Below are 18,143 nucleotides of genomic sequence, written 5' to 3'. Positions count from 1 at the left end.
TGCCGCTCCCCGGGGCGCCCCCTACGCTGAATCTGATGGACCGTCAGATTCGGGAGGCATGGCGTGGCCAGAACCGAGAGCGGCACGAAGGACCTGCCCAGGGTCATCAGCGTGGACGACCATGTGATCGAGCCCGCGCACCTCTTCGAGACCTGGCTCCCGGCCAAGTACCGGGACCGGGGACCGAAGCCCCTCACCGCCGGGATCGGTGAGCTGGAGTACGTCGGCGGGAAGTACCGGTTCACCACGGACCCGGAGGGCCAGATCACCGACTGGTGGGAGTACGAGGGCCAGCTCTTCCCGTACAAGCGCATCATCGCGGCCGTCGGCTTCTCCCGCGACGAGATGACTCTCGACGGCATCACACGCGAGCAGATGCGGCGCGGCTGCTGGGATCCCAAGGCCCGGCTGGCGGACATGGACATCAACCATGTCGAGGCCTCGCTCTGTTTTCCGACCTTCCCCCGCTTCTGCGGGCAGACCTTCGCCGAGGCCAAGGACAAGGAGGTCGGGCTGGCCTGTGTGCGGGCCTACAACGACTGGATGGTCGAGGAGTGGTGCGGCGACAGCGCCGGCCGGCTGATCCCGCTGTGCCTGATCCCGCTGTGGGACATCGACCTCGCGGTCGCGGAGATCCGGCGCAACGCGGAGCGCGGGGTGCGCGCGGTGACGTTCAGCGAGATCCCGACGTATCTGGGGCTGCCGTCCATCCACTCCGGCTACTGGGACCCGTTCTTCGCGGCCTGCGAGGAGACCGGCACGGTCGTCAACATGCACATCGGGTCCTCCTCCCAGATGCCGGCCGCCTCACCCGACGCCCCGCCCGCCGTCCAGGCCTCGCTGAGCTTCAACAACGCCATGGCGTCGATGATGGACTTCCTCTTCTCCGGGGTCCTGGTGAAGTTCCCCCGGCTGAAACTGGCGTACAGCGAGGGCCAGATGGGCTGGATCCCGTACGCCCTGGAACGCGCGGACGACGTGTGGGAGGAGCACCGGGCCTGGGGCGGCGTGAAGGACCTGATCCCCGAGCCGCCGTCGACGTACTACTACCGCCAGATCTTCTGCTGCTTCTTCCGCGACAAGCACGGCATCGAGGCGATCGAGACGGTCGGCGTCGACAACGCGACCTTCGAGACGGACTATCCGCACGTCGACTCGACCTGGCCGGAGACCAAGCGGGTGGCCGAGGAGCATGTCGGCGGGCTCTCCGACGAGGTCGCCTACAAGCTGCTGCGCGGCAACGCGATCCGGATGCTGGAACTCCCCTTTGATCGGTGAACTCCCCTTCGATCGGTGAGCTCACCTTTGATCAGTGAGTTCACCGAGCAGCGGGCGGATACCGCCAGGCGAACGAGCCCAGTGCCCGCGCCCTGGCCGCCACCACGGCCATGCGGGCCTGCCGCTCCGCGGGGTCGACATGCGCCGCCTGACCCGTCGCCTGGCCCTCCCACTTGCGGTAGAGCAGGCCGACCTCGGCCGAGAACCAGCCCCGGCTCACGGAGTTGAGGGCGAGCAGCAGGCCGGTGTCCTCCGACGCCGGGAGCGCCATCCAGCCGCCGAGCGCGAGCAGGAGGTCCCGGCGGACGCACAGGGTCGCCGGGTGGACCTGGGCGCGGAAGTCGTTGGCGTCCCAGAAGTCGAGCACGGCGCCCCGCTCGATCGGCCCCTCGTCGGGATCGCCGGGGAAACCGGCCGTCGTGCCGTCCGGTAGGAGGTCCAGGACCCGGGAGGTCGTCCAGCCGAGGGCGCGGTCGGCCTCCAGGGCGGCGAGGTCACGGGCCAGCGCCCCCGGGGTGAGCTGGTCGTCGGCGTCCAGGATCTTCACGTACTCGCCCTCGGCGTGCGCCAGCGCGAAGGTGCGCGCCACCCCCGGGCCCCCGGGGCGGCCCTGACGGAAGGTCACGCGGGTGTCGTCGGGGACGTAGGGGCGGACCTCGTCCGTCCGGCCGTCCTCCTGGATCACCCAGTGCCACTCCCAGCCCGGCGGCAAGTCCTGCGCGCGCAGCGACTTGTGGGCCTCGGGCAGAAAGCGCGCCGAAGGGCCGTGGACCGCGGTGACGACGATGACGCGCCGGGACACGGCGGCGTTCACCACCTTTCCAGTGACGTGGTGAAGAGCAGGTCCGCGCGGTCGCCGGGCAGGGTGACCTCGGCGATCTCCACGACGCGGTCCGTGATGTCGTACGACGTCTTGCGCAGCAGCAGCACGCTCGTCCCCGGCGGCAGCCCCAGCTCCCGCGCCTCCTGGGGCGTCGGTGGCCGTGCGGAGACCCGTTCCTCGACCCTGCCGACCTCGACGCCGACGGTGTAGAGCTGGTTCTGAGTGCCGCCCGGCCAGGGCTCGTTGGCCGAGTCCAGCAGATCGGGGTTGGCGGCGATCAGCTCGCGCACCAGATAGGAGGTCACCAGGCTGAACGGGGCGCTCTCGGCCGTGTACCGCGTCCGGTAGCCGCGCTCCAGCAGCAGGGTCCCCTTCGGTACGCCGAACGCGGCCGCGAGTTCACGGGGTGCGGCGATCTCGCGGTAGCGGGCGTGGAAGACGAGGTCCCGCAGGTCGAGGCCGGTCTCGTGTTCCGTGGCGCCGGTGGCGGCCCGCGTGGCGTGCGGGCGGCGCACCCGGTCCTTCTCCCACTGGTGCCGGTGGTTGTCGCGGAGCATCGGGGTGCGGGGGCGTCGCGCGTCGTCCACGGTCACTTCGTACGCCTTGGGCACAGCCTCAGCGTACGACTCCTCACATGCGAACGCCCGATCGCTGGCGACGGGGGATGCACCAGCGATCGGGCTGGGGCCAACAGTAACAAGGCTGCCTGCCTCTCGGGAGCCGCCTCTTCGGCTGCGACGAGGTGTTGTGATCGGGATCACGGAAACCGCTGTCCGCTCAAGCCTCGTGATGCCACTTGCGTCTCCGGACCGTCACGGAGGGGAACTGAGGGGTGAGCTACCGCGCGCACGGCGGCTCGTACGACAGCCGCGGCAGGTACTCGTCCCACTTCTCCCGGGTGAGCACGCCCTGGGTGGTCGAGCAGACGCGGTCGATCGCCTGGTCCACGTTCAGGTTCCACAGCCGCACGGTGTCGGTGCCGCTGGAGACGCCGAGCATGTGGCTGGCGGGGCTGAAGGACAGGAAGTAGCCCGTCTTGGCGTTGGGGCTCATCGCCTGGCCGATCGCGGAGGCGCCGGACGGGCCGGCGACGTTCCACAGCCGGACCGTGTTGTCGTTGCCGCCGCTGGCCAGATAGCGCCCGCCCTTGCTGAACGTCAGCGACACGACCGCCTCGGTGTGGCCGGTGAGGGGCGAGCCCCGCTCGCTCGCCTCGCGCGGGTCGGTGACGTCCCACAGCCGTACGGTGTCGTCGTCGCTGCCGCTGGCCAGCGTGTGGCCGTCCGGGCTGTATTCGAGCGCGTTGACGGGCCCGGTGTGACCGGTGAGCGCGGTCAGTGCGCTCGGCCGGTCCGGTTCGGTCACGTTCCACAGCCGGACGGTGGAGTCCGCGCTGCCGCTGGCCAGGGTGTGCCCGTCGGGGCTGAAGACCAGGGAGTTGATGTAGCCGGTGTGGCCCGTGATCGGTGACCCGAGGGGAACCACCCGGGAGGGGTCGGCGACGTTCCACAGCCGGATGGTGCGGTCGTCGTAGGCCGTGGCCAGGGTGCGCCCGTCCGGACTGAACGCCAGCGCGTCGGGACCCATGAACCGGGTGCGCAGGGTGAGGGGCGGGCCGAGGGAGACCGGCCGGGCCGGGTCGCCGATGTCCCACAGATGGACCTGACGGCTGCCGGTCAGCACCGCGAGGGTGCGGCCGTCGGGGGAGAACACCAGGGAGCGCTGGCCACCGTCGCCGGGCATGAAGGGCCTGTTCAGCAGGGTGGGCCGGGCGGGCTTCGCCACGTTCCACAGCCGGACGCTGCCGTCGCGCGCGGCGGTGGCGAGCACCTTGCCGTCCGGCCGGAACGCGCCGCCGCGGCCGATCATGTCCGACGTCGGGATCGACCACAGCCGGACCTTGCTGTCGCCGCTGCCGGTGGCGAGGGTGCGGCCGTCGGGGCTGAAGCCCAGCGCGTACATCTCCCCGCTGGCGCCCGCGAGGGGCTCGCCGACCTGGGAGGGGTACGCCGGGTCGCTGACGTTCCACAGGCTCGCGGTGCTGTCGGCGCTGGCGGCGGCGAGCATGGTGCCGTCGGGACTGAAGGCGACCGACCAGATGGGGCCGGTGTGCCCGGTGAGCGGTGCGCCGAGCCGGCGCCCGTGCCGCGGGTCGGTCACGTCCCACAACCGGATCGTGTCGTCCGCGCTGCCACTGGCGAGGGTGCGGCCGTCCGGGCTGAAGGCGACGGAGTGCACCAGGTCGGTGTGCCCGGTCAGCGTGCCTAGCTGCTCGGGCCGGCCCGGCTCGGCCACGTCCCACAGCCGGATGGTGTCGTCGTCGCCCCCGGCCGCCAGGGTCCGGCCGTCGGGACTGAACGCCACGGACCGCACGGCGGCCTCGGCACCCCTCAGCGTGGCGAGCGCCTTGGGCCGCTTCGGATCGGCCACGTCCCACAGGCGTACCGTGCGGTCCTCGCTGACGGAGGCGAGCGTACGGCCGTCGGGGCTGAAGGCGATCAGGTAGATCGTGCCCTCGTGCCCGGTCAGGGGCGCACCGATCGGACGCGGCCGGCCCGGGTCGGTCACGTCCCACAGCCGGACCGTGCCGTCGTCGGCGGCGCTGGCGAGAGTGTTGCCGTCGGGGCTGAAGACCGCGCTGCTCACCCAGCTCTTGTGCCCGGTCAGGGGCTTGCCGAGGGGCTTCGGCCGATCCCGGTCGGACACCTCCCACAGCCGTACGGTCCGGTCGTAGCTGGCCGTGGCCAGGAGCCGGCCGTTCGGGCTGAAGCTGGTGAGGTAGACGGCGCCGGTGTGGCCGCGCAGGGGCGTGGCGAGCGGCGCGTTCACGATGGAGATCAGCCGGCTGGTGGTGTCCTCGTCGTCCGGGCGCAGCCGGTGGGCCACCAGGTCGAGCTGGGCGGACAGCGATGGGTCGGAGTACTGGAAGCGGTCGGCCTCGGCGAGCACCTGCGCGAACATGGCGTCGTTCCGCTGCTGCCAGGCGACCACCGCCGCGCCCACGGCCAGCATCGCCAGCGCGACGAGCGCCGCGACCGCGCTGCGCATGATCCACACGGTGCGCCTGCGCAGCCGCACCGAGGCGGCCAGGAACTCCACCGCGCCGCGGGTGAGGAAGGTGTCCCCGGCCGACCGCGCCCACCTGTGCGCCTGCTCCAGCCGGGAACCCCGGTACAGCAGCGAGGAGTCACGGTTCGAGGCCTCCCAGGCCTGGCCGTCCTCCTCCAGGCGCTGGCGCAGCAGATTGCCCTGTCGGTCCTCGTCGATCCAGGTCCGCAGCCGGGGCCAGGCGTGCAGCAGCGCCTCGTGGGTGATCTCCACGGTCTCCGCGTCCAGCGTCACCAGCCGGGCGCGCACCAGCGCTTCGAGCGACTCCTCCGTCTTGCCGGGATTCGTCGACTCCGCCGCCAGCTGCCGTCGCGTCCCGCGCCGCCGGGTCGCCTGGGTGTCCTCGCCGAGCCGGACCAGCCGGAGCAGCAGCAGCCGCGCGGCCGAGCGGGCCGCCGGGTCGAGGCCGGACCAGGCGCGCTCGGCGGTGGCGGCGACCGCGCCCTGAATGCCGCCGGCCGCGCGGTATCCGGCCACCGTCAGCCGGCCGCCCTTGCGCCGCTGCCAGGTGGCGAGCAGCGCGTGCGACAGCAGCGGCAGCGCGCCCGAGTCATGGGTGCCGCGCGGCCCGTCCGCGCTCACCTCGCGCACGATCAGTTCGGCCAGCCCCGGCTCCAATTCGAGACCCACGGCCTTGGCCGGGCCGGTCACCGCCTCCCGCAGCTCCGGGGTGGTCAGCGGGCCGAGCACCATGTGCCGGTGCTGCAGCGCGTCGGCCAGCTCCGGGTGGGACAGACACTGCTCGTAGAAGTCGGCGCGGATGCCGAGGACGACCAGGACGGGGGGCGGGTCGCCGGGGTCGGCGGGGGTGCAGGCGGCGTGCAGGAGCCGGACTAAGGTGCGCCTGTCCGCCTCGTCGGGGCAGAGGGTGAAGGTCTCCTCGAACTGGTCGACGATGAGCACGGGAGGCGTGGTGGCGGACGCCTCACGGCGGGCCCATGCGGCGACGGCCTCACGCGTGGCGTGCGCGAAGCCGGCACCGTTGTCCCGGGCGGCGGCCTCCTCCGGGCCGCCCGCCTCCTCCAGGTCCGCAGGCCGGTCCGGGCCCGACGAGGAGGCGACGACGTCCGCGAGTTCCGGTATCCGGCGGGTCAGTTCGGCGAGCGGATCGCCGCCCGGCACGAGCTGGACGACCGTGCCGGCCCCGTCGCCCTTCCCGCCCAGCACGCCGCCGCGCAGGGCGGGCACCAGGCCGGCGTTCAGCAGGGAGGACTTCCCGGCCCCCGAGGCGCCGACGAGCATGACCAGACCGCCGGTCTTCTCCACCGCGCGGAGCTGGGCGACCAGGGCCTCGGTACTGCGCTCCCGGCCGAAGAACCAGCGGGCGTCCTGCTGCCGGTAGGAGGCCAGTCCCCGGTACGGGCACACCCCCCCGGCCACCGCGGGCGCCTCGACCGGAGTCTGCTCCTCCTCTTCCCCGGCCGTCGCCGTCGCCCGCTCCCAGAGGCGCTGCCACTGGCCGAGGTCGTACAGTCCGGCGGACACGGGCGTGGGCCGCTCGCGCCGCGCCTGGGGGATCAGCACATGCAGTACGGCAGAGAGGGCGGCGAAGTGGGCGGGCACGTTCCTGGCCCGACGCCAGTCGCTGATCCGCTGGGCGGAGACCCGTACGGGACGCCCTCGCTCGTCGACCCGCTGGAGCCGGACGACCGCCTCGGACACGCTCTTCAGGGGCGGGTTGCCGGCCTCCTTGTAGAGCAACGCGAGCCGTTCCGCGAAGGCTGTGCGCGCCGACGAGTCGGAACTCAAGGCCTCCACTCCTTTGCTCAGCCGCACTTGTCATCCGGACCGGAAAACTCACTTTATACGGCTGACCTGCGGCTAAGGTCCCACCCGGAGACCGGAACCTCCTCTCCGGCACCCTCGGCTGGCAGGATCACGTCGCAAATGCGCAAGCATCGCGCGTCGACCAGGCAGGCCACCAGCCAGTAGCTCGGAGACACCACTCATGGCGCCGCATGTTCTCGGACACCTTCCGCCGGAGCCGGTGGCACGGCGCGTCGCTCTCCATCTGCTCGATCCGCTCTGACCCTCCGGCCCACGCGGCCGGCGGGTCACGGATCGACTCCGCCCCGCCGTTCGGCACCGGTCCCCACGAGGGGAGGGACCGGTGCCGGACGATGCGGTCAGGGGTGGCGCGGGTCCACCGCCGGGATCTGCTTCAGTTCGCGGGTGATCGCCCAGGCGTCAGCCGGCCGGCCCAGGTGCCCGAGATTGTCGGGGTTGAGCACTGTGCGGATCGTCTGGATCCGGCCGTCCAGGACGTCGAGCACCAGGGTCTGCAGCACCCTGCCGTCCCGGTCGCGGTAGACGGCACCGGGCTGGCCGTTGATCTCGCGCGGTTCGAACGAGATGTCGACCCGGGCCATCCGCGGGACAACGGTGGCGAGCAGCCGGGCCACCTTCCGCGCGCCCACGACGGCCCTGGCCAGCTGCGGTGCCTTCCCGCCGCCGTCCCCCACGAGCTGCACATCGGCGGCCAGCAGCTCCTGCAGCCCGCCCATGTCACCGTCCTTCAGCGCGTCGAAGAACCGCGCCGCCAGCTCCTGCCGCTCCCGTCGGTCGGCCGCGAACCGGGGCCGCCCGGCCTCCATGTGCCGCCGTGCCCGTACCACCAGCTGACGGCACGCCGCCTCCGAGCGGTCCACCGCCGTGGCGATCTCGTCGAAGCCGAAGCCGAACACCTCCCGCAGCACGAACACCGCCCGCTCCAGCGGACTGAGCCGCTCCAACAGCAGCAGCGCCGCCATCGACACCGAGTCGGCGAGCTCCACCGAGCGCGCCGGATCCTGGTACGGGTCGCTCAGCAGCGGCTCGGGGAACCACGGGCCGACGTACTCCTCGCGCCGCACCCGCGCGGAACGCAGCACATCGATCGAGATCCGCGTGACCACCGCCGACAGATAGGCCTTGGCCGACGTGGGCCGGGTCGGCGAGCCGTCGAAGCGCAGCCAGGTCTCCTGCACCGCGTCCTCGGCCTCGCCCACGCTGCCCAGGATCCGATAGGCGATCGAGAACAGCAGCGGGCGCAGTACCTCGAACTCCTCGACCTTGTTCACGCGCGGTCCTCTCCCGTCGAAGCTGTTTCGGCCGCCGAGGCGGTCAGTGGAACTGCCCGGCCTTGTAGTCGCCGGCGGGCTGCCGGGTGATGACGTTCATCCGGTTCGCCAGGTTCATGAACGAGATCAGCATCAGCAGCGCGGCGAGCTGCTCCTCGTCGTAGTGCCGGGCGGCCCGCTCCCACACCTCGTCGGCGACCCCGACGCCCGTGTCCGCGATCCGGGTCCCCGCCTCCGCCAGCTCCAGCGCGGCCCGCTCGGCCTCGGTGTAGACCGTGGCCTCCCGCCACACGGCCACCAGGTTCAGCCGCACCGTGCTCTCCCCGGCCGCCGCGGCCTCCTTGGTGTGCATGTCGACGCAGACCGCGCAGCCGTTGATCTGGCTCACACGCAGCGACACCAGCTCCTGGGTGGTGGCCGGCAGCGCCGAGTCCTTGATCGCCCTGCCCGCCGACATGACGTGCTTGAGGGCCTTGGCGGTGGTCGGGTCGGTGAGGAGGTTCAGTCGCGCGTCCATGGTGTGCTCCCTTGGCCGTCGTAGTGGCTACATCCACGGGACGAGGTGGCCCGAGCCTCTGTGACATCGGCGAATGTGACCTGCGTCTCCCTCCCGCGGAGCGTGGTCGGGGCGGCTTTCGGAGCCCGGCGCGCAGGAACGCGGCAAAGCTGTGATGGTGGTGAGGGGAGCAGCATCCCCGATCCCGCAGGGCGGTGAGCGTGGTGCCAGCGATCGAGGACATTCCGTACGAAACGGCCGCGCCCCACCTTGATCCGCTGGGAGACCCGTTCCTGCGGACCCGGTTCGCGCTGCCGGCCCGTCCCGCCACATTCCTGCGGCGCGCCCGGCTGGTCGAGCATCTCGACCAGGCCCTGCGCACACCGCTGACGATGGTCAACGGCGCCGCCGGAGCGGGCAAGACCCTGCTGGTCGCCGACTGGGCGGCGGGCCTGGGACAGCCGGTGGCCTGGCTCACGCTCGACGCGGCGATCCAGGGCCCGCGAATGTTCTGGGCGCATCTGCTGCAGGCGCTGCGCATCCACGGTGTGCCGGTCGGCGACCTCGGCTGCCCCTCCGGCGCGAGCGAGGTCGGCCGCACCCTGCTGGCCCGGCTCGCCGCGCGACTGGCCGAAGGCGAACGCGTCGTGACGGTCGTGCTCGACGAGTACGACCGGGTCAGCGCACCGGAGATCTCGCGGCAGCTGGCGTTCGTGCTGCACCACGCCGGACCCGGGCTGCGTCTGGTCATCGTCACCCGCAACGAACCGCTGCTGCCGCTGCACCGCTATCGCACGGCCGGTGCGATCACCGAGATCCGCAACGCCGAGCTGGCCTTCACCCCCGAGGAGACGGTCGCCCTCCTGGAACTGCACGGGCTGCGCCTGCCCGTCCACGCGGCGGACGCCCTCGTGGACCGCACCGGGGGCTGGGCGGCCGGCCTTCGGCTGTGCGCCCTGGCCGCACGGCAGCGCCCGGACCCGGAGGCATATCTGAAGGAGTTCGAGGCCGGGCACAGCACGGTCGCCGACTTCCTGCTCGCGGAGGTCCTCGACCGGCAGCCGCCGCCCACCCAGGACCTGCTGCTGCGGGTCAGCGTCCTGGAGCGCTTCTGCGTGGGCCTCGCGGACGCGCTGACCGGCCGGAGCGACGCCGAGGCCATCCTCGCCGGGCTGCACCGCGAGAACGCGTTCGTCGAGGACCTCGGGCACAGCTGGTACCGCCTGCACCCGCTGTTCCGGGAGATACTCCGGGCCCATCTGCGGGAGCGCTCCGCCGACCTGGAACCGGAGCTGCACCTGCGGGCCGCGCGGTGGCTGCGGAGCTCCGGGCTGCTGCCGGAGATGCTGGCCCACGGTGCCGCCGCGGGGGAGTGGGACTTCACCGCCCGCGCCTTCGTCGACGACCTGGCGATCGGACAGCTCTTCACCGGCATGTGCTCCGACGACCTGGCCGAGCTGTTCTCCGGCATGGGCCCCGAGACGACCAGCCCCGCGGCCGACCTCGTCCGCGCGGCGCGCGACCTGTCCCGGTGCGACCTGGATCGTGCGCTGGCCCGCCTCCACCACGCCCACGAGCAGCTGACCGCCGACACCGACGACCCCGCGGCGGCCCGGCTGAGCTGTGCCCTGCTGGAGGCGCTCGCGGCCCGGCTGTCCGGGTCCCCCCGCCGGGCCGAGCAGGCCGTGCGCACGGCCCGTGAACTGGAGTCGGAGGTCCCGGCCCAGCTGCTGGAGCGGCACCCGGAGCTGCCCGCGCTGCTGCTGACCCAGCTGGGCTCGACCCGGCTGTGGGCCGGGCACTTCGAGGAGGCGCGGGCCGCGCTCAGCACCGTCGCCGACACCACCGCCGGCGCCGCGACGGCACTGCCCAGGGAGGAGTCCCTGGAGCATCTGGCGCTCATCGACTACCTCGACGGCTGGCCGACCAGGGCGGAACGCCAGGCCGTGGCGGCGATGACCGAGACGGAGCGCTTCAGCCTGCCCGAGGCGTCCGTGTCCGCGCTCGGGCGGCTGGTGCTGGCCGCCGTGGCCGTCGACCGCAACGAACTGGCCGAGGCACAGGCGCTCATCGACCAGACGAGCCGCTTCGCGGTGCGCGACCCGGTGACCGCCGCGGGCCGGTCCATCGCGACGGCCCACCTGCTGCTGGCCCGGGGCAGGACCCGCGCCGCCCTCGCGGCCACCGAACCGGCGGTGACCGCCGATGTCGCCTCACCGTGGGAGCGCAGCCACGCCGCGCTGGTCGCCTCGGCCGCCCACCTCGCCGAAGGCCGCGCGGACGAGGCCGCGGAGGTGCTGGAGCCGGTGTCCGGCGACCTGCCGACCTGTGCGGTGGGCGCGGCGCGGGCCCACCTCGCGGCCGGGAACCGGGACACGGCAATGAAGCTGCTCGACGTGATCGGCGCCGAGTCGGCCACCGGCCCCGCGGTGCTCGTGCGGGCCGCCCTGCTCAGGGCGCAGGCCGCGCACGAGGCGGGCGACCTCGCCACCGCCCGCCGGCTGCTCGCCCGGTCACTCACGGACGCCCGGCGAGAGCGGCTGCGGCGCCCCTTCCTGGAGGCCGGGGCGTGGCTCGGGCCCTATCTGGCCGGCCCGCCGCTGCGCGAGCTGGCCGCCGACTGGCTCATCCCGGGGACCGCGTCCGACGAGCCCGCCCCGCTGCTGGTGGAGCACCTGAGCGGACGCGAGCGCGATGTGCTGGAGCGGCTCGCCCAGATGATGTCGACCGAGGACATCGCCGCCGACCTGTATGTCTCCGTGAACACGGTGAAGACCCACCTCAAGAGCGTCTACCGGAAGCTGGCGGTCAACCGCCGCGGCGACGCCGTACGACGAGCCCGCGAGCTGCACCTGCTGTGACGTCCGCGGCCGTACGGACCTGATTCGGGAGGCGGTCATGTCCAGAACCCGGCCCGCGACGGCGCGGGAGCGGCGGGCGGCGCGCAGGGAGCACGCCGACTACACCGGCGGTGTCTACGGCTCCATGCTCGCCGCGTCCGTGGTGATCGGTGCCGGTGACCTGGGGTCCTTCCCCCGCCTGGAACTGGTCCTGCTGCTGATCCTCACCGGCCTGGTCTTCTGGGTGGCCCATGTGCACGCCCAGCTGTTCGGTGCCCGTCTGGCGCAGCACACGCTGGACCTGAGGACCGTACTGGCCGTGTGCCGCGACGAATGGCCCATCGTCAACGCGGCCGTCCCGCCGGCGGTGGCCGTTGCCGTCAGTCCGCTCCTTGGGCTGGACCTGTCCGGTGCGGTGTGGCTCGCGCTGTCCGTGGCGGTGGCCGGGCAGGTGGGCTGGTCACTGGCCGCGGCCCGGCGGGCCGGCGCCTCGGGCGGTCTGATGGCCGTCACTGCCGCCGTCAATCTGGTGCTCGGCCTGCTGATCATCCTGTTCAAGCTCGTCCTGACCCACTGAACCCGGCGGGTCACCTCTGCCGGGTGAGGTGCGGCCCTTTCCCCGGGCGGGACGATGACTCCAGCAGGTCTGCCAGCGTCTGTCGGCGGGAGGGCAGCACATGCGCTACGAGATCCGAGTCGAAGGACATGTGTCGGAGACCCTGGCCAAGGTCTTTCCGGAACTGGATCACGTGGTGATGTCCACTCAGACGCTGCTGTACGGCCCCGTCATCGACGACGCCCACCTGTACGGGCTGCTGGCCCGCTGCCAGTCGCTGGGGCTGCGGGTGGTGGAGATGCGGCAGTTGCCCGACTGACGTCACAGATCGGACGCCGGCACCCGCCCCGAGCGGACGGCCGCACCCAGCGCCTCGAAGTCCCGGTCGTTCTGATCGGCGTACGCCTGCGCGAACTCGGTCAGCGCACGGTCGAAGCGGTCGCTGCCGCCCACGTAGGCGGCGATGGCGACGGGGTCGCCGGAGCGGGCGTGGGCCCGCGCGAGGCTGCCGCCGCACAGCTCGCCGAACAGGCGCAGCATGGCGGGGTCCCAGGTCTCCGGCCGCGCGATGCCCTTCCAGTCCCGCAGCTGCCGTACATAGAAGTCCCGCTCGCGGCCGTCGAGACCGCTGACGATGTGGGTCCAGCCCAGGAAGATGTCGCTGGTCGTCTGGATCAGCCGCTGCCCGTTCACCACGCGGCGGCCCTGGTTGTCGTAGCGCTCACCGCGGACGTGCGCGGCCAGCACCGACTCCTGGGCCTCCTTGGCCTGGAGCAGCAGGGGATCCGAGTCGTCGCGGCCGAGCAGCAGGATGATCCAGCAGCGGGTGCCGACGCTGCCGACCCCCACGACCTTCCGGGCGATGTCCACCAGGTGGTAGCGGCCGAGCAGGTGCCGGCGCTCGGACGACAGGCTCTTCGCGTAGTCCTCGAAGACGGTCTGCAGCTCCTTGGCCTCCTCGCCCCCGGACGAGTCGGCCATCAGGTCGCTGAGCGGTGTGATGAGCGGCGGGTCCGGCGCGATCCGCCGGCCCTCGGAGGTGACGTGGGTGAGTTTGGCGAAGGCCTCCAGATGGGTGCGGGTGCGTGCCTTCGCGGTGGCCTGGGCCGTGCGTCGCCTGGTCTCCTTGTTCATCGACGACGCCATCAGCTCACGCATGTGATCGGCGTCGTCCTGCGCGTACCAGATGTCCAGGGTGCCCATCCCGGCGAACTCCCGCATCCGCGTCCGGTACGCCCGCACACACGCCCGTACGGCGTCGTCCTGCTCGGCGGTGGAGAACCCGTTGGCGCGGGCGGCGATCACGAAGCTGGCCGCCAGCCGTTTGACGTCCCACTCGAACGGGCCGGGATGCGTCTCGTCGAAGTCGTTGATGTCGAAGACCAGATGGCGCTCCGGCGACGCCAGCAGCCGGAAGTTCAGCAGATGGGCGTCCCCGCACAGCTGCGTCGTCAGGTCCGTGTCCGGCAGCCGGCCCAGGTCCATCGCCATGATGGCCGCGGCGCCCCGGTAGAAACGGAACGGCGACTCCAGCATCCGGCCGTAGCGGATCGGCACCAGCTCCTGGATACGGGTGGCCGACTGACGCTCGATCACCTCGATCGGGTCGGGCCGGTCGCCGCCCGCCTCGATGCGGCCCTGACCGGACCGCGAGGCCCGCCTTCGGGCGCTTCTGCCGTACGCCGCCCTCTCGTCCGGCGACAGCGAGGCCGTCAACGCACTCGGTATCGACATGGCTCACCCTCCACCTCCGGGCGGCCGGCGCCCTGCTCCGGGCAGAACGGCAGGCCCTTCCAAGCCCACCTCATCGCCACCGCCGCAGTAGCGGATCACCCGCCATGGGTGACCCGGCACGCGGCGGCGCACGCGACGCTGAGCCAGTGAGGGTGCCGAGCGCCGTCCCGTCGGGGCGTCCGGTGTGTCCGGTCGTACCACGCGAGGAGGAGCCATGACCGTGTCGCGTGGTCCCGCGCCGGACCCCGGGCCCGATCCTCTGACCGACGGGACGGTTCCCGCCCCGGAACAGGACACCGAGCTGGTGCTGGCGAAGCTCGGCGGCTCATGGGGCTGGCTGCTGGGGTCGGCGGTGGCCACGCTGGTGCCGGGCGTTGTCGCGCTGGCCTGGCCGCACGCGACCCTGCACGTCCTGGCGGTGATCATCGGGCTGTATCTGCTGGTCACCGGCGGCTTCCGATTCGTGGCCTCCTTCGCCCGGGAGCACGGCGACCGGCACCTGGGGCTGCTCGCGGCGGCGCTGTACGTCCTCGCCGGAGTGCTGTGCCTGCGCCACCCGCTGCAGACGATCGCCGCGCTCTCCCTGATCGTCGGCGCCGTCTGGGTCGTCACGGGCATGCTGACCGCCTGGACCGCCCTCGCCGCCAGGGGCCTGCCCCACCGCGGCTTCGTCCTCGCCGCCGGGGCGCTGGGCGTCGTCGCGGGCATCGTGGTGCTGGCCCTGCCCAGCGAGTCCGCCGTCGTCCTGACACGGCTGCTCGGCCTGTGGCTGGTGCTGCTCGGACTGGTCGAGCTGGGGGTGGCCTTCGCCTGGCGGTCCGCGCTCCACCGGGCACGCTTCACCCGCCCTGGGTGAGGCCGTTCCTCTTGAGCATGCGCACGCTGAAGACGGTGGGAGCGGCGAACGCCCCGCCAGGGACGGAGGCAGACGATGAGCACGAACACGTACCTCGCCTACGACTATCCGCTGCTGAGCATGTTCTGGACGCTGCTGTGGTTCTTCCTGTGGATCATGTGGTTCGTCCTGCTCTTCCGGATCATCGGCGACATCTTCCGCGACGACTCCCTGAGCGGCTGGGGCAAGACCGGCTGGCTGGTCTTCTGCATCGTGCTGCCGTTCCTCGGCGTGTTCGTCTACCTCATCGCCCGCGGCAAGGAAATGGGCGGCCGCGAGATCTCCCACGCCCAGGCACAGCAGCGGGCGTTCGACGACTACGTCCGTGACACGGCGGGCGGGAGCAAGAGCAGCGCCGAGGAACTCGCCAGGCTGTCCGAGATGCGCAGCCACGGCGACATCACGGACGACGAGTTCCGCCGTGCCAAGGAGCTCGTCCTGAGCGGCGCCGGACCCTCGGCCCGTTCCGATGCCACCACGTCCCGCCACACCTGAGCTCGTACCAGCGGGGACCCCCACAACGAAACGAGGCACAACCATGGCCAGCACGCAGACGAGGCAGGCGGGCACGGCGAAGTACGCCTGGGCCAGCGGCCTGACGGTCTTCGCCGCCGTCATGCTCACCATCGCCGGAATCATCGCCGTCTTCCGCGGCATCATGGGGATCGCCGAGGACGACGTCTTCGTCGCCACCGGCAACTACGTCTTCGAGTTCGACCTCACCGGCTGGGGCTGGGTCCATCTCGTCCTGGGCGCGGTCGCCGTGATCATCGGCATCGGGCTGTTCCAGCCGTCGATGTGGGCACGGGTCGGCGGTGTGGCCATCGCAGGGCTGATCATCATCGCCAACTTCCTCTCCCTGCCGTACTACCCGGTGTGGTCGGTCGTCATGATCGCGATGTCCGGGTTCATCATCTGGGCGCTGTGCGTCGCACGGAAGGAAGACTTCAGCGGCTCCGCCAACCGCATGCCGCGCGGCGACATGCAGTAGTGGTAGTAGAGGCGACATGCAGTAGAGGGCAGGCCCATGAACCGGTATCCGCCCATCGCGGAGCACGGCATGGTCGGCGACCTCCAGACCGCCGCCCTCGTGTCCAGCGAGGGAACCGTCGACTGGTGGTGCAGCCCCCGCTTCGACTCGCCCAGCCTGTTCGCCTCGCTGCTGGACAGCGAGCGCGGGGGCCACTGCCGGCTGGCGGTGGACCTCCGCGACGGCGGCACGACGGTTCGGCAGCTGTATCTGCCCGACACCGCCATCCTGGTCACCCGGTTCATGGCCCCGGGCGGCGTCGGTGAGGTCGCCGACTTCATGGTGCCCGTCGAGTCGCCCGCCGCGACCGACCGGCACACCCTGGTGCGGGTCGTCAGGGTCGTACGCGGAAGCCTGCCCTTCGTGTTCGCCTGCCGGCCCCGCTTCGACTACGGCCGGGCCCCGCACACCCTGACCCGGCCGAACGACCACTCCGCCCTCCTGCACGGCCCAGGGACCGACCTGCATCTGCGGATCACCGGTGACGTCCCGCTGCGTTCCGACGGCGACGACCTCACCGCCCGCTTCACGCTCTCGGCCGGCCAGGTCGTCGCCATCGTGCTGACCAGCACCGACAGCGGCGGCACCGCCCCGCCCGAACCGTCCCTCGACGACGTCGTCGGGCAGCTGAACCGCTGCCGCGCCTTCTGGCTGTCCTGGCTGCGGTCGTGCACCTACCGGGGTCGCTGGCAGGACGTGGTGAACCGCTCGGCGATCACGCTCAAGCTGCTCACCTACGCCCCCTCGGGGGCGCCCGTCGCGGCGGCCACCATGGGCCTGCCCGAGCAGATCGGCGGCGAGCGCAACTGGGACTACCGCTACACCTGGATCCGCGACGCCTCCCTGTCCGTGCGGGCCCTGATCGACCTGGGCTTCGAGGCGGAGGCGTACGCCTACCGGCGCTGGCTGCGCGACCGTATCGAGGCCGGGGGCGCGGCGACCGGGGACCCACTGCAGATCATGTACCGGGTCGACGGCGACCCCCATCTGACCGAGGAGATCCTCGACCACCTGGAGGGCTACCAGGGCTCACGGCCCGTCCGGGCCGGCAACGCCGCCGCCGACCAGCTCCAGCTCGACATCTACGGCGAGGCCGCAGACGCCCTGATCGTGGGCCGCGACATCGGCGCGCTCCGCGGCTGGAAGGCGCTGAGCGGCGTACTGGACTGGCTGAGCGACCACTGGGACCGCCCCGACGAGGGCATCTGGGAGACCCGCGGCGGGCGGCAGAACTTCACCTACAGCCGGCTGATGACCTGGGTGGCGTTCGACCGCGGCATCCGAGCGGCCGTCTACGCCTCCCGCCCCGCCGACCTGGAGCGCTGGACCGTCGCCCGGGACGCCGTCTTCCGGCAGATCGTGGAGCGGGGCTGGCGCGCCAAACGGCAGGCCTTCGTCCAGCACTTCGACACCGACGTCCTGGACGCCTCGCTGTTGCTCATGCCCAGGGTCGGTTTCATTTCCGCGCACGATCAGGACTGGCTCAGCACCCTCGACGCCATGGACCACGACCTCGTCAGCGACAGCCTGGTCTACCGCTACGACCCCACGGCCTCCCCGGACGGCCTGCGCGGATCCGAGGGCACCTTCAACCTGTGCAGCTTCCTCTACGTCGAGGCCCTCGCCCGCAGCGGCCGGCTCGACCAGGCCCGTTACGCCTTCGACAAGATGCTCACCTACGCCAACCATGTCGGCCTGTTCGCCGAGGAGATCGGCCCCTCGGGCGAGCAACTCGGCAACTTCCCCCAGGCCTTCACCCATCTCGCGCTGGTCACCGCGGCGATGGCGCTGGACGAGGAACTGAACAGACAGGGCACCCCGCCGCCGGCGGAGGACCACCGTCACCCGGCACTCCACGGCCTCGCCCTGACCGCCCCCGGGCCCGGCTGAGGCCCCCGGGGCCTGTCACTGCCCAGGCCGCCGCGCGCCCTCGGGCTTCGGCTCGGTTGTTCCCGGCTCGGGCGGGCAACTCGGCAACGTCCCCGGGCGATGGCGCTGGACGAGGAGCTGAACAGACGGGGCGCCCCGCCGCCGGCGGAGGACCACCGTCCCCCGGCACTCCACGGCCTCGCCCCGACCGCCCCCGGGCCCGGCTGAGCCCCCGGGGCCTGTCACTGCCCTGGCTGCCGCGTGCCCTCGGGCTTCGGCTCGGCCGTTCCCGGCTCGGGCGGGCAACTCGGCAACGTCCCCGGGCGAGGGCGCTGGACGAGGAGCTGAACAGACGGGGCACCCCGCCGCCGGCGGAGGACCACCGTCCCCCGGCACTCCACGGCCTCGCCCCGACCGCCCCCGGGCCCGGCTGAGCCCCCGGGGCCTGTCACTGC

The 18,143-nt window shown here is 72.2% G+C and carries 14 protein-coding genes; 8 read left to right on the top strand and 6 right to left on the bottom strand.

Annotated features, from left to right (window positions below):
• Nucleotides 1-63: 63 nt before the first annotated feature.
• A complete protein-coding gene (locus tag ACZ7NC_RS06580) occupies nt 64-1,278 on the top strand; it encodes an amidohydrolase family protein (RefSeq protein WP_471485481.1) in 1,215 nt (404 codons plus the stop codon).
• A gap of 40 nt (nt 1,279-1,318) precedes the next feature.
• On the opposite strand, the gene ACZ7NC_RS06575 is transcribed toward ACZ7NC_RS06580, so the two are convergent.
• The 5 genes from ACZ7NC_RS06575 to ACZ7NC_RS06555 form a co-directional block, all read right to left on the bottom strand.
• Nucleotides 1,319-2,092: a glycosyltransferase family 2 protein gene (locus ACZ7NC_RS06575; RefSeq protein ID WP_471485479.1), complete on the bottom strand. Its 774-nt coding sequence runs from the start codon at nt 2,090-2,092 to the stop codon at nt 1,319-1,321.
• Complete coding sequence (locus tag ACZ7NC_RS06570) at nt 2,089-2,658, bottom strand: UTRA domain-containing protein (protein WP_471485825.1); 570 nt, start codon at nt 2,656-2,658, stop codon at nt 2,089-2,091. The genes ACZ7NC_RS06575 and ACZ7NC_RS06570 overlap by 4 nt, the downstream gene beginning before the upstream one ends.
• A 280-nt stretch (nt 2,659-2,938) precedes the next feature.
• Nucleotides 2,939-6,967 carry an nSTAND1 domain-containing NTPase gene (locus ACZ7NC_RS06565; protein WP_471485823.1) on the bottom strand — a complete coding sequence of 1,343 codons (4,029 nt, stop codon included), beginning with the start codon at nt 6,965-6,967 and terminating at the stop codon, nt 2,939-2,941.
• A 368-nt stretch (nt 6,968-7,335) separates the two neighbouring features.
• Nucleotides 7,336-8,268, bottom strand: a complete 933-nt coding sequence (locus ACZ7NC_RS06560; protein ID WP_471485478.1) for an RNA polymerase sigma-70 factor — start codon at nt 8,266-8,268, stop codon at nt 7,336-7,338.
• 43 nt (nt 8,269-8,311) lie between these two features.
• Nucleotides 8,312-8,785, bottom strand: a complete 474-nt coding sequence (locus ACZ7NC_RS06555; protein WP_471485476.1) for a carboxymuconolactone decarboxylase family protein — start codon at nt 8,783-8,785, stop codon at nt 8,312-8,314.
• A 194-nt stretch (nt 8,786-8,979) separates the two neighbouring features.
• Here ACZ7NC_RS06555 and ACZ7NC_RS06550 point away from each other — a divergent pair, with 194 nt between their 5' ends.
• The 3 genes from ACZ7NC_RS06550 (at nt 8,980) to ACZ7NC_RS06540 (ending at nt 12,479) form a co-directional block, all read left to right on the top strand.
• Nucleotides 8,980-11,625, top strand: coding sequence for a winged helix-turn-helix domain-containing protein (locus ACZ7NC_RS06550; protein WP_471485474.1), 2,646 nt, complete (start codon nt 8,980-8,982; stop codon nt 11,623-11,625).
• 37 nt (nt 11,626-11,662) lie between these two features.
• Nucleotides 11,663-12,181, top strand: coding sequence for a hypothetical protein (locus ACZ7NC_RS06545; RefSeq protein ID WP_471485472.1), 519 nt, complete (start codon nt 11,663-11,665; stop codon nt 12,179-12,181).
• A gap of 100 nt (nt 12,182-12,281) precedes the next feature.
• Nucleotides 12,282-12,479 (top strand): hypothetical protein, encoded by a 198-nt coding sequence (locus ACZ7NC_RS06540; protein WP_471485471.1) that lies wholly within the window; start codon nt 12,282-12,284, stop codon nt 12,477-12,479.
• Nucleotides 12,480-12,481: 2 nt separating this feature from the next.
• Here ACZ7NC_RS06540 and ACZ7NC_RS06535 read toward each other — a convergent pair whose 3' ends face one another.
• Complete coding sequence (locus ACZ7NC_RS06535) at nt 12,482-13,894, bottom strand: DUF2252 domain-containing protein (protein WP_471485470.1); 1,413 nt, start codon at nt 13,892-13,894, stop codon at nt 12,482-12,484.
• Nucleotides 13,895-14,108: 214 nt separating this feature from the next.
• Between ACZ7NC_RS06535 and ACZ7NC_RS06530 the strand changes: the two genes are divergently transcribed.
• The 4 genes from ACZ7NC_RS06530 to ACZ7NC_RS06515 all read left to right on the top strand — a co-directional run bounded on the left by ACZ7NC_RS06530 (nt 14,109) and on the right by ACZ7NC_RS06515 (nt 17,709).
• Complete coding sequence (locus ACZ7NC_RS06530; RefSeq protein ID WP_471485469.1) at nt 14,109-14,750, top strand: HdeD family acid-resistance protein; 642 nt, start codon at nt 14,109-14,111, stop codon at nt 14,748-14,750.
• A 75-nt stretch (nt 14,751-14,825) separates the two neighbouring features.
• Nucleotides 14,826-15,284, top strand: coding sequence for an SHOCT domain-containing protein (locus tag ACZ7NC_RS06525; protein ID WP_471485467.1), 459 nt, complete (start codon nt 14,826-14,828; stop codon nt 15,282-15,284).
• A gap of 43 nt (nt 15,285-15,327) precedes the next feature.
• Nucleotides 15,328-15,780: a DUF7144 family membrane protein gene (locus ACZ7NC_RS06520; protein ID WP_471485465.1), complete on the top strand. Its 453-nt coding sequence runs from the start codon at nt 15,328-15,330 to the stop codon at nt 15,778-15,780.
• Between the two features lie 36 nt (nt 15,781-15,816).
• Nucleotides 15,817-17,709: a glycoside hydrolase family 15 protein gene (locus ACZ7NC_RS06515; protein ID WP_471485463.1), complete on the top strand. Its 1,893-nt coding sequence runs from the start codon at nt 15,817-15,819 to the stop codon at nt 17,707-17,709.
• Nucleotides 17,710-18,143 lie beyond the last annotated feature (434 nt).

The organism is Streptomyces sp. NPDC111802, assembly GCF_055634335.1.
The sequence above is the reverse complement of the archived record's forward strand: the minus strand, read 5'-3'. Positions and strand labels throughout refer to the sequence as shown.

Bases quoted from the DNA above. Each gene is read 5' to 3' on its own strand.
- ACZ7NC_RS06540 (WP_471485471.1), top strand. From the start codon at position 12,282: ATGCGCTACGAGATCCGAGTCGAAGGACATGTGTCGGAGACCCTGGCC.
- ACZ7NC_RS06555 (WP_471485476.1), bottom strand. From the start codon at position 8,785: ATGGACGCGCGACTGAACCTCCTCACCGACCCGACCACCGCCAAGGCC.
- ACZ7NC_RS06530 (WP_471485469.1), top strand. From the start codon at position 14,109: ATGACCGTGTCGCGTGGTCCCGCGCCGGACCCCGGGCCCGATCCTCTG.
- ACZ7NC_RS06545 (WP_471485472.1), top strand. From the start codon at position 11,663: ATGTCCAGAACCCGGCCCGCGACGGCGCGGGAGCGGCGGGCGGCGCGC.
- ACZ7NC_RS06515 (WP_471485463.1), top strand. From the start codon at position 15,817: ATGAACCGGTATCCGCCCATCGCGGAGCACGGCATGGTCGGCGACCTC.
- ACZ7NC_RS06520 (WP_471485465.1), top strand. From the start codon at position 15,328: ATGGCCAGCACGCAGACGAGGCAGGCGGGCACGGCGAAGTACGCCTGG.
- ACZ7NC_RS06535 (WP_471485470.1), bottom strand. From the start codon at position 13,894: ATGTCGATACCGAGTGCGTTGACGGCCTCGCTGTCGCCGGACGAGAGG.
- ACZ7NC_RS06570 (WP_471485825.1), bottom strand. From the start codon at position 2,658: ATGCTCCGCGACAACCACCGGCACCAGTGGGAGAAGGACCGGGTGCGC.
- ACZ7NC_RS06525 (WP_471485467.1), top strand. From the start codon at position 14,826: ATGAGCACGAACACGTACCTCGCCTACGACTATCCGCTGCTGAGCATG.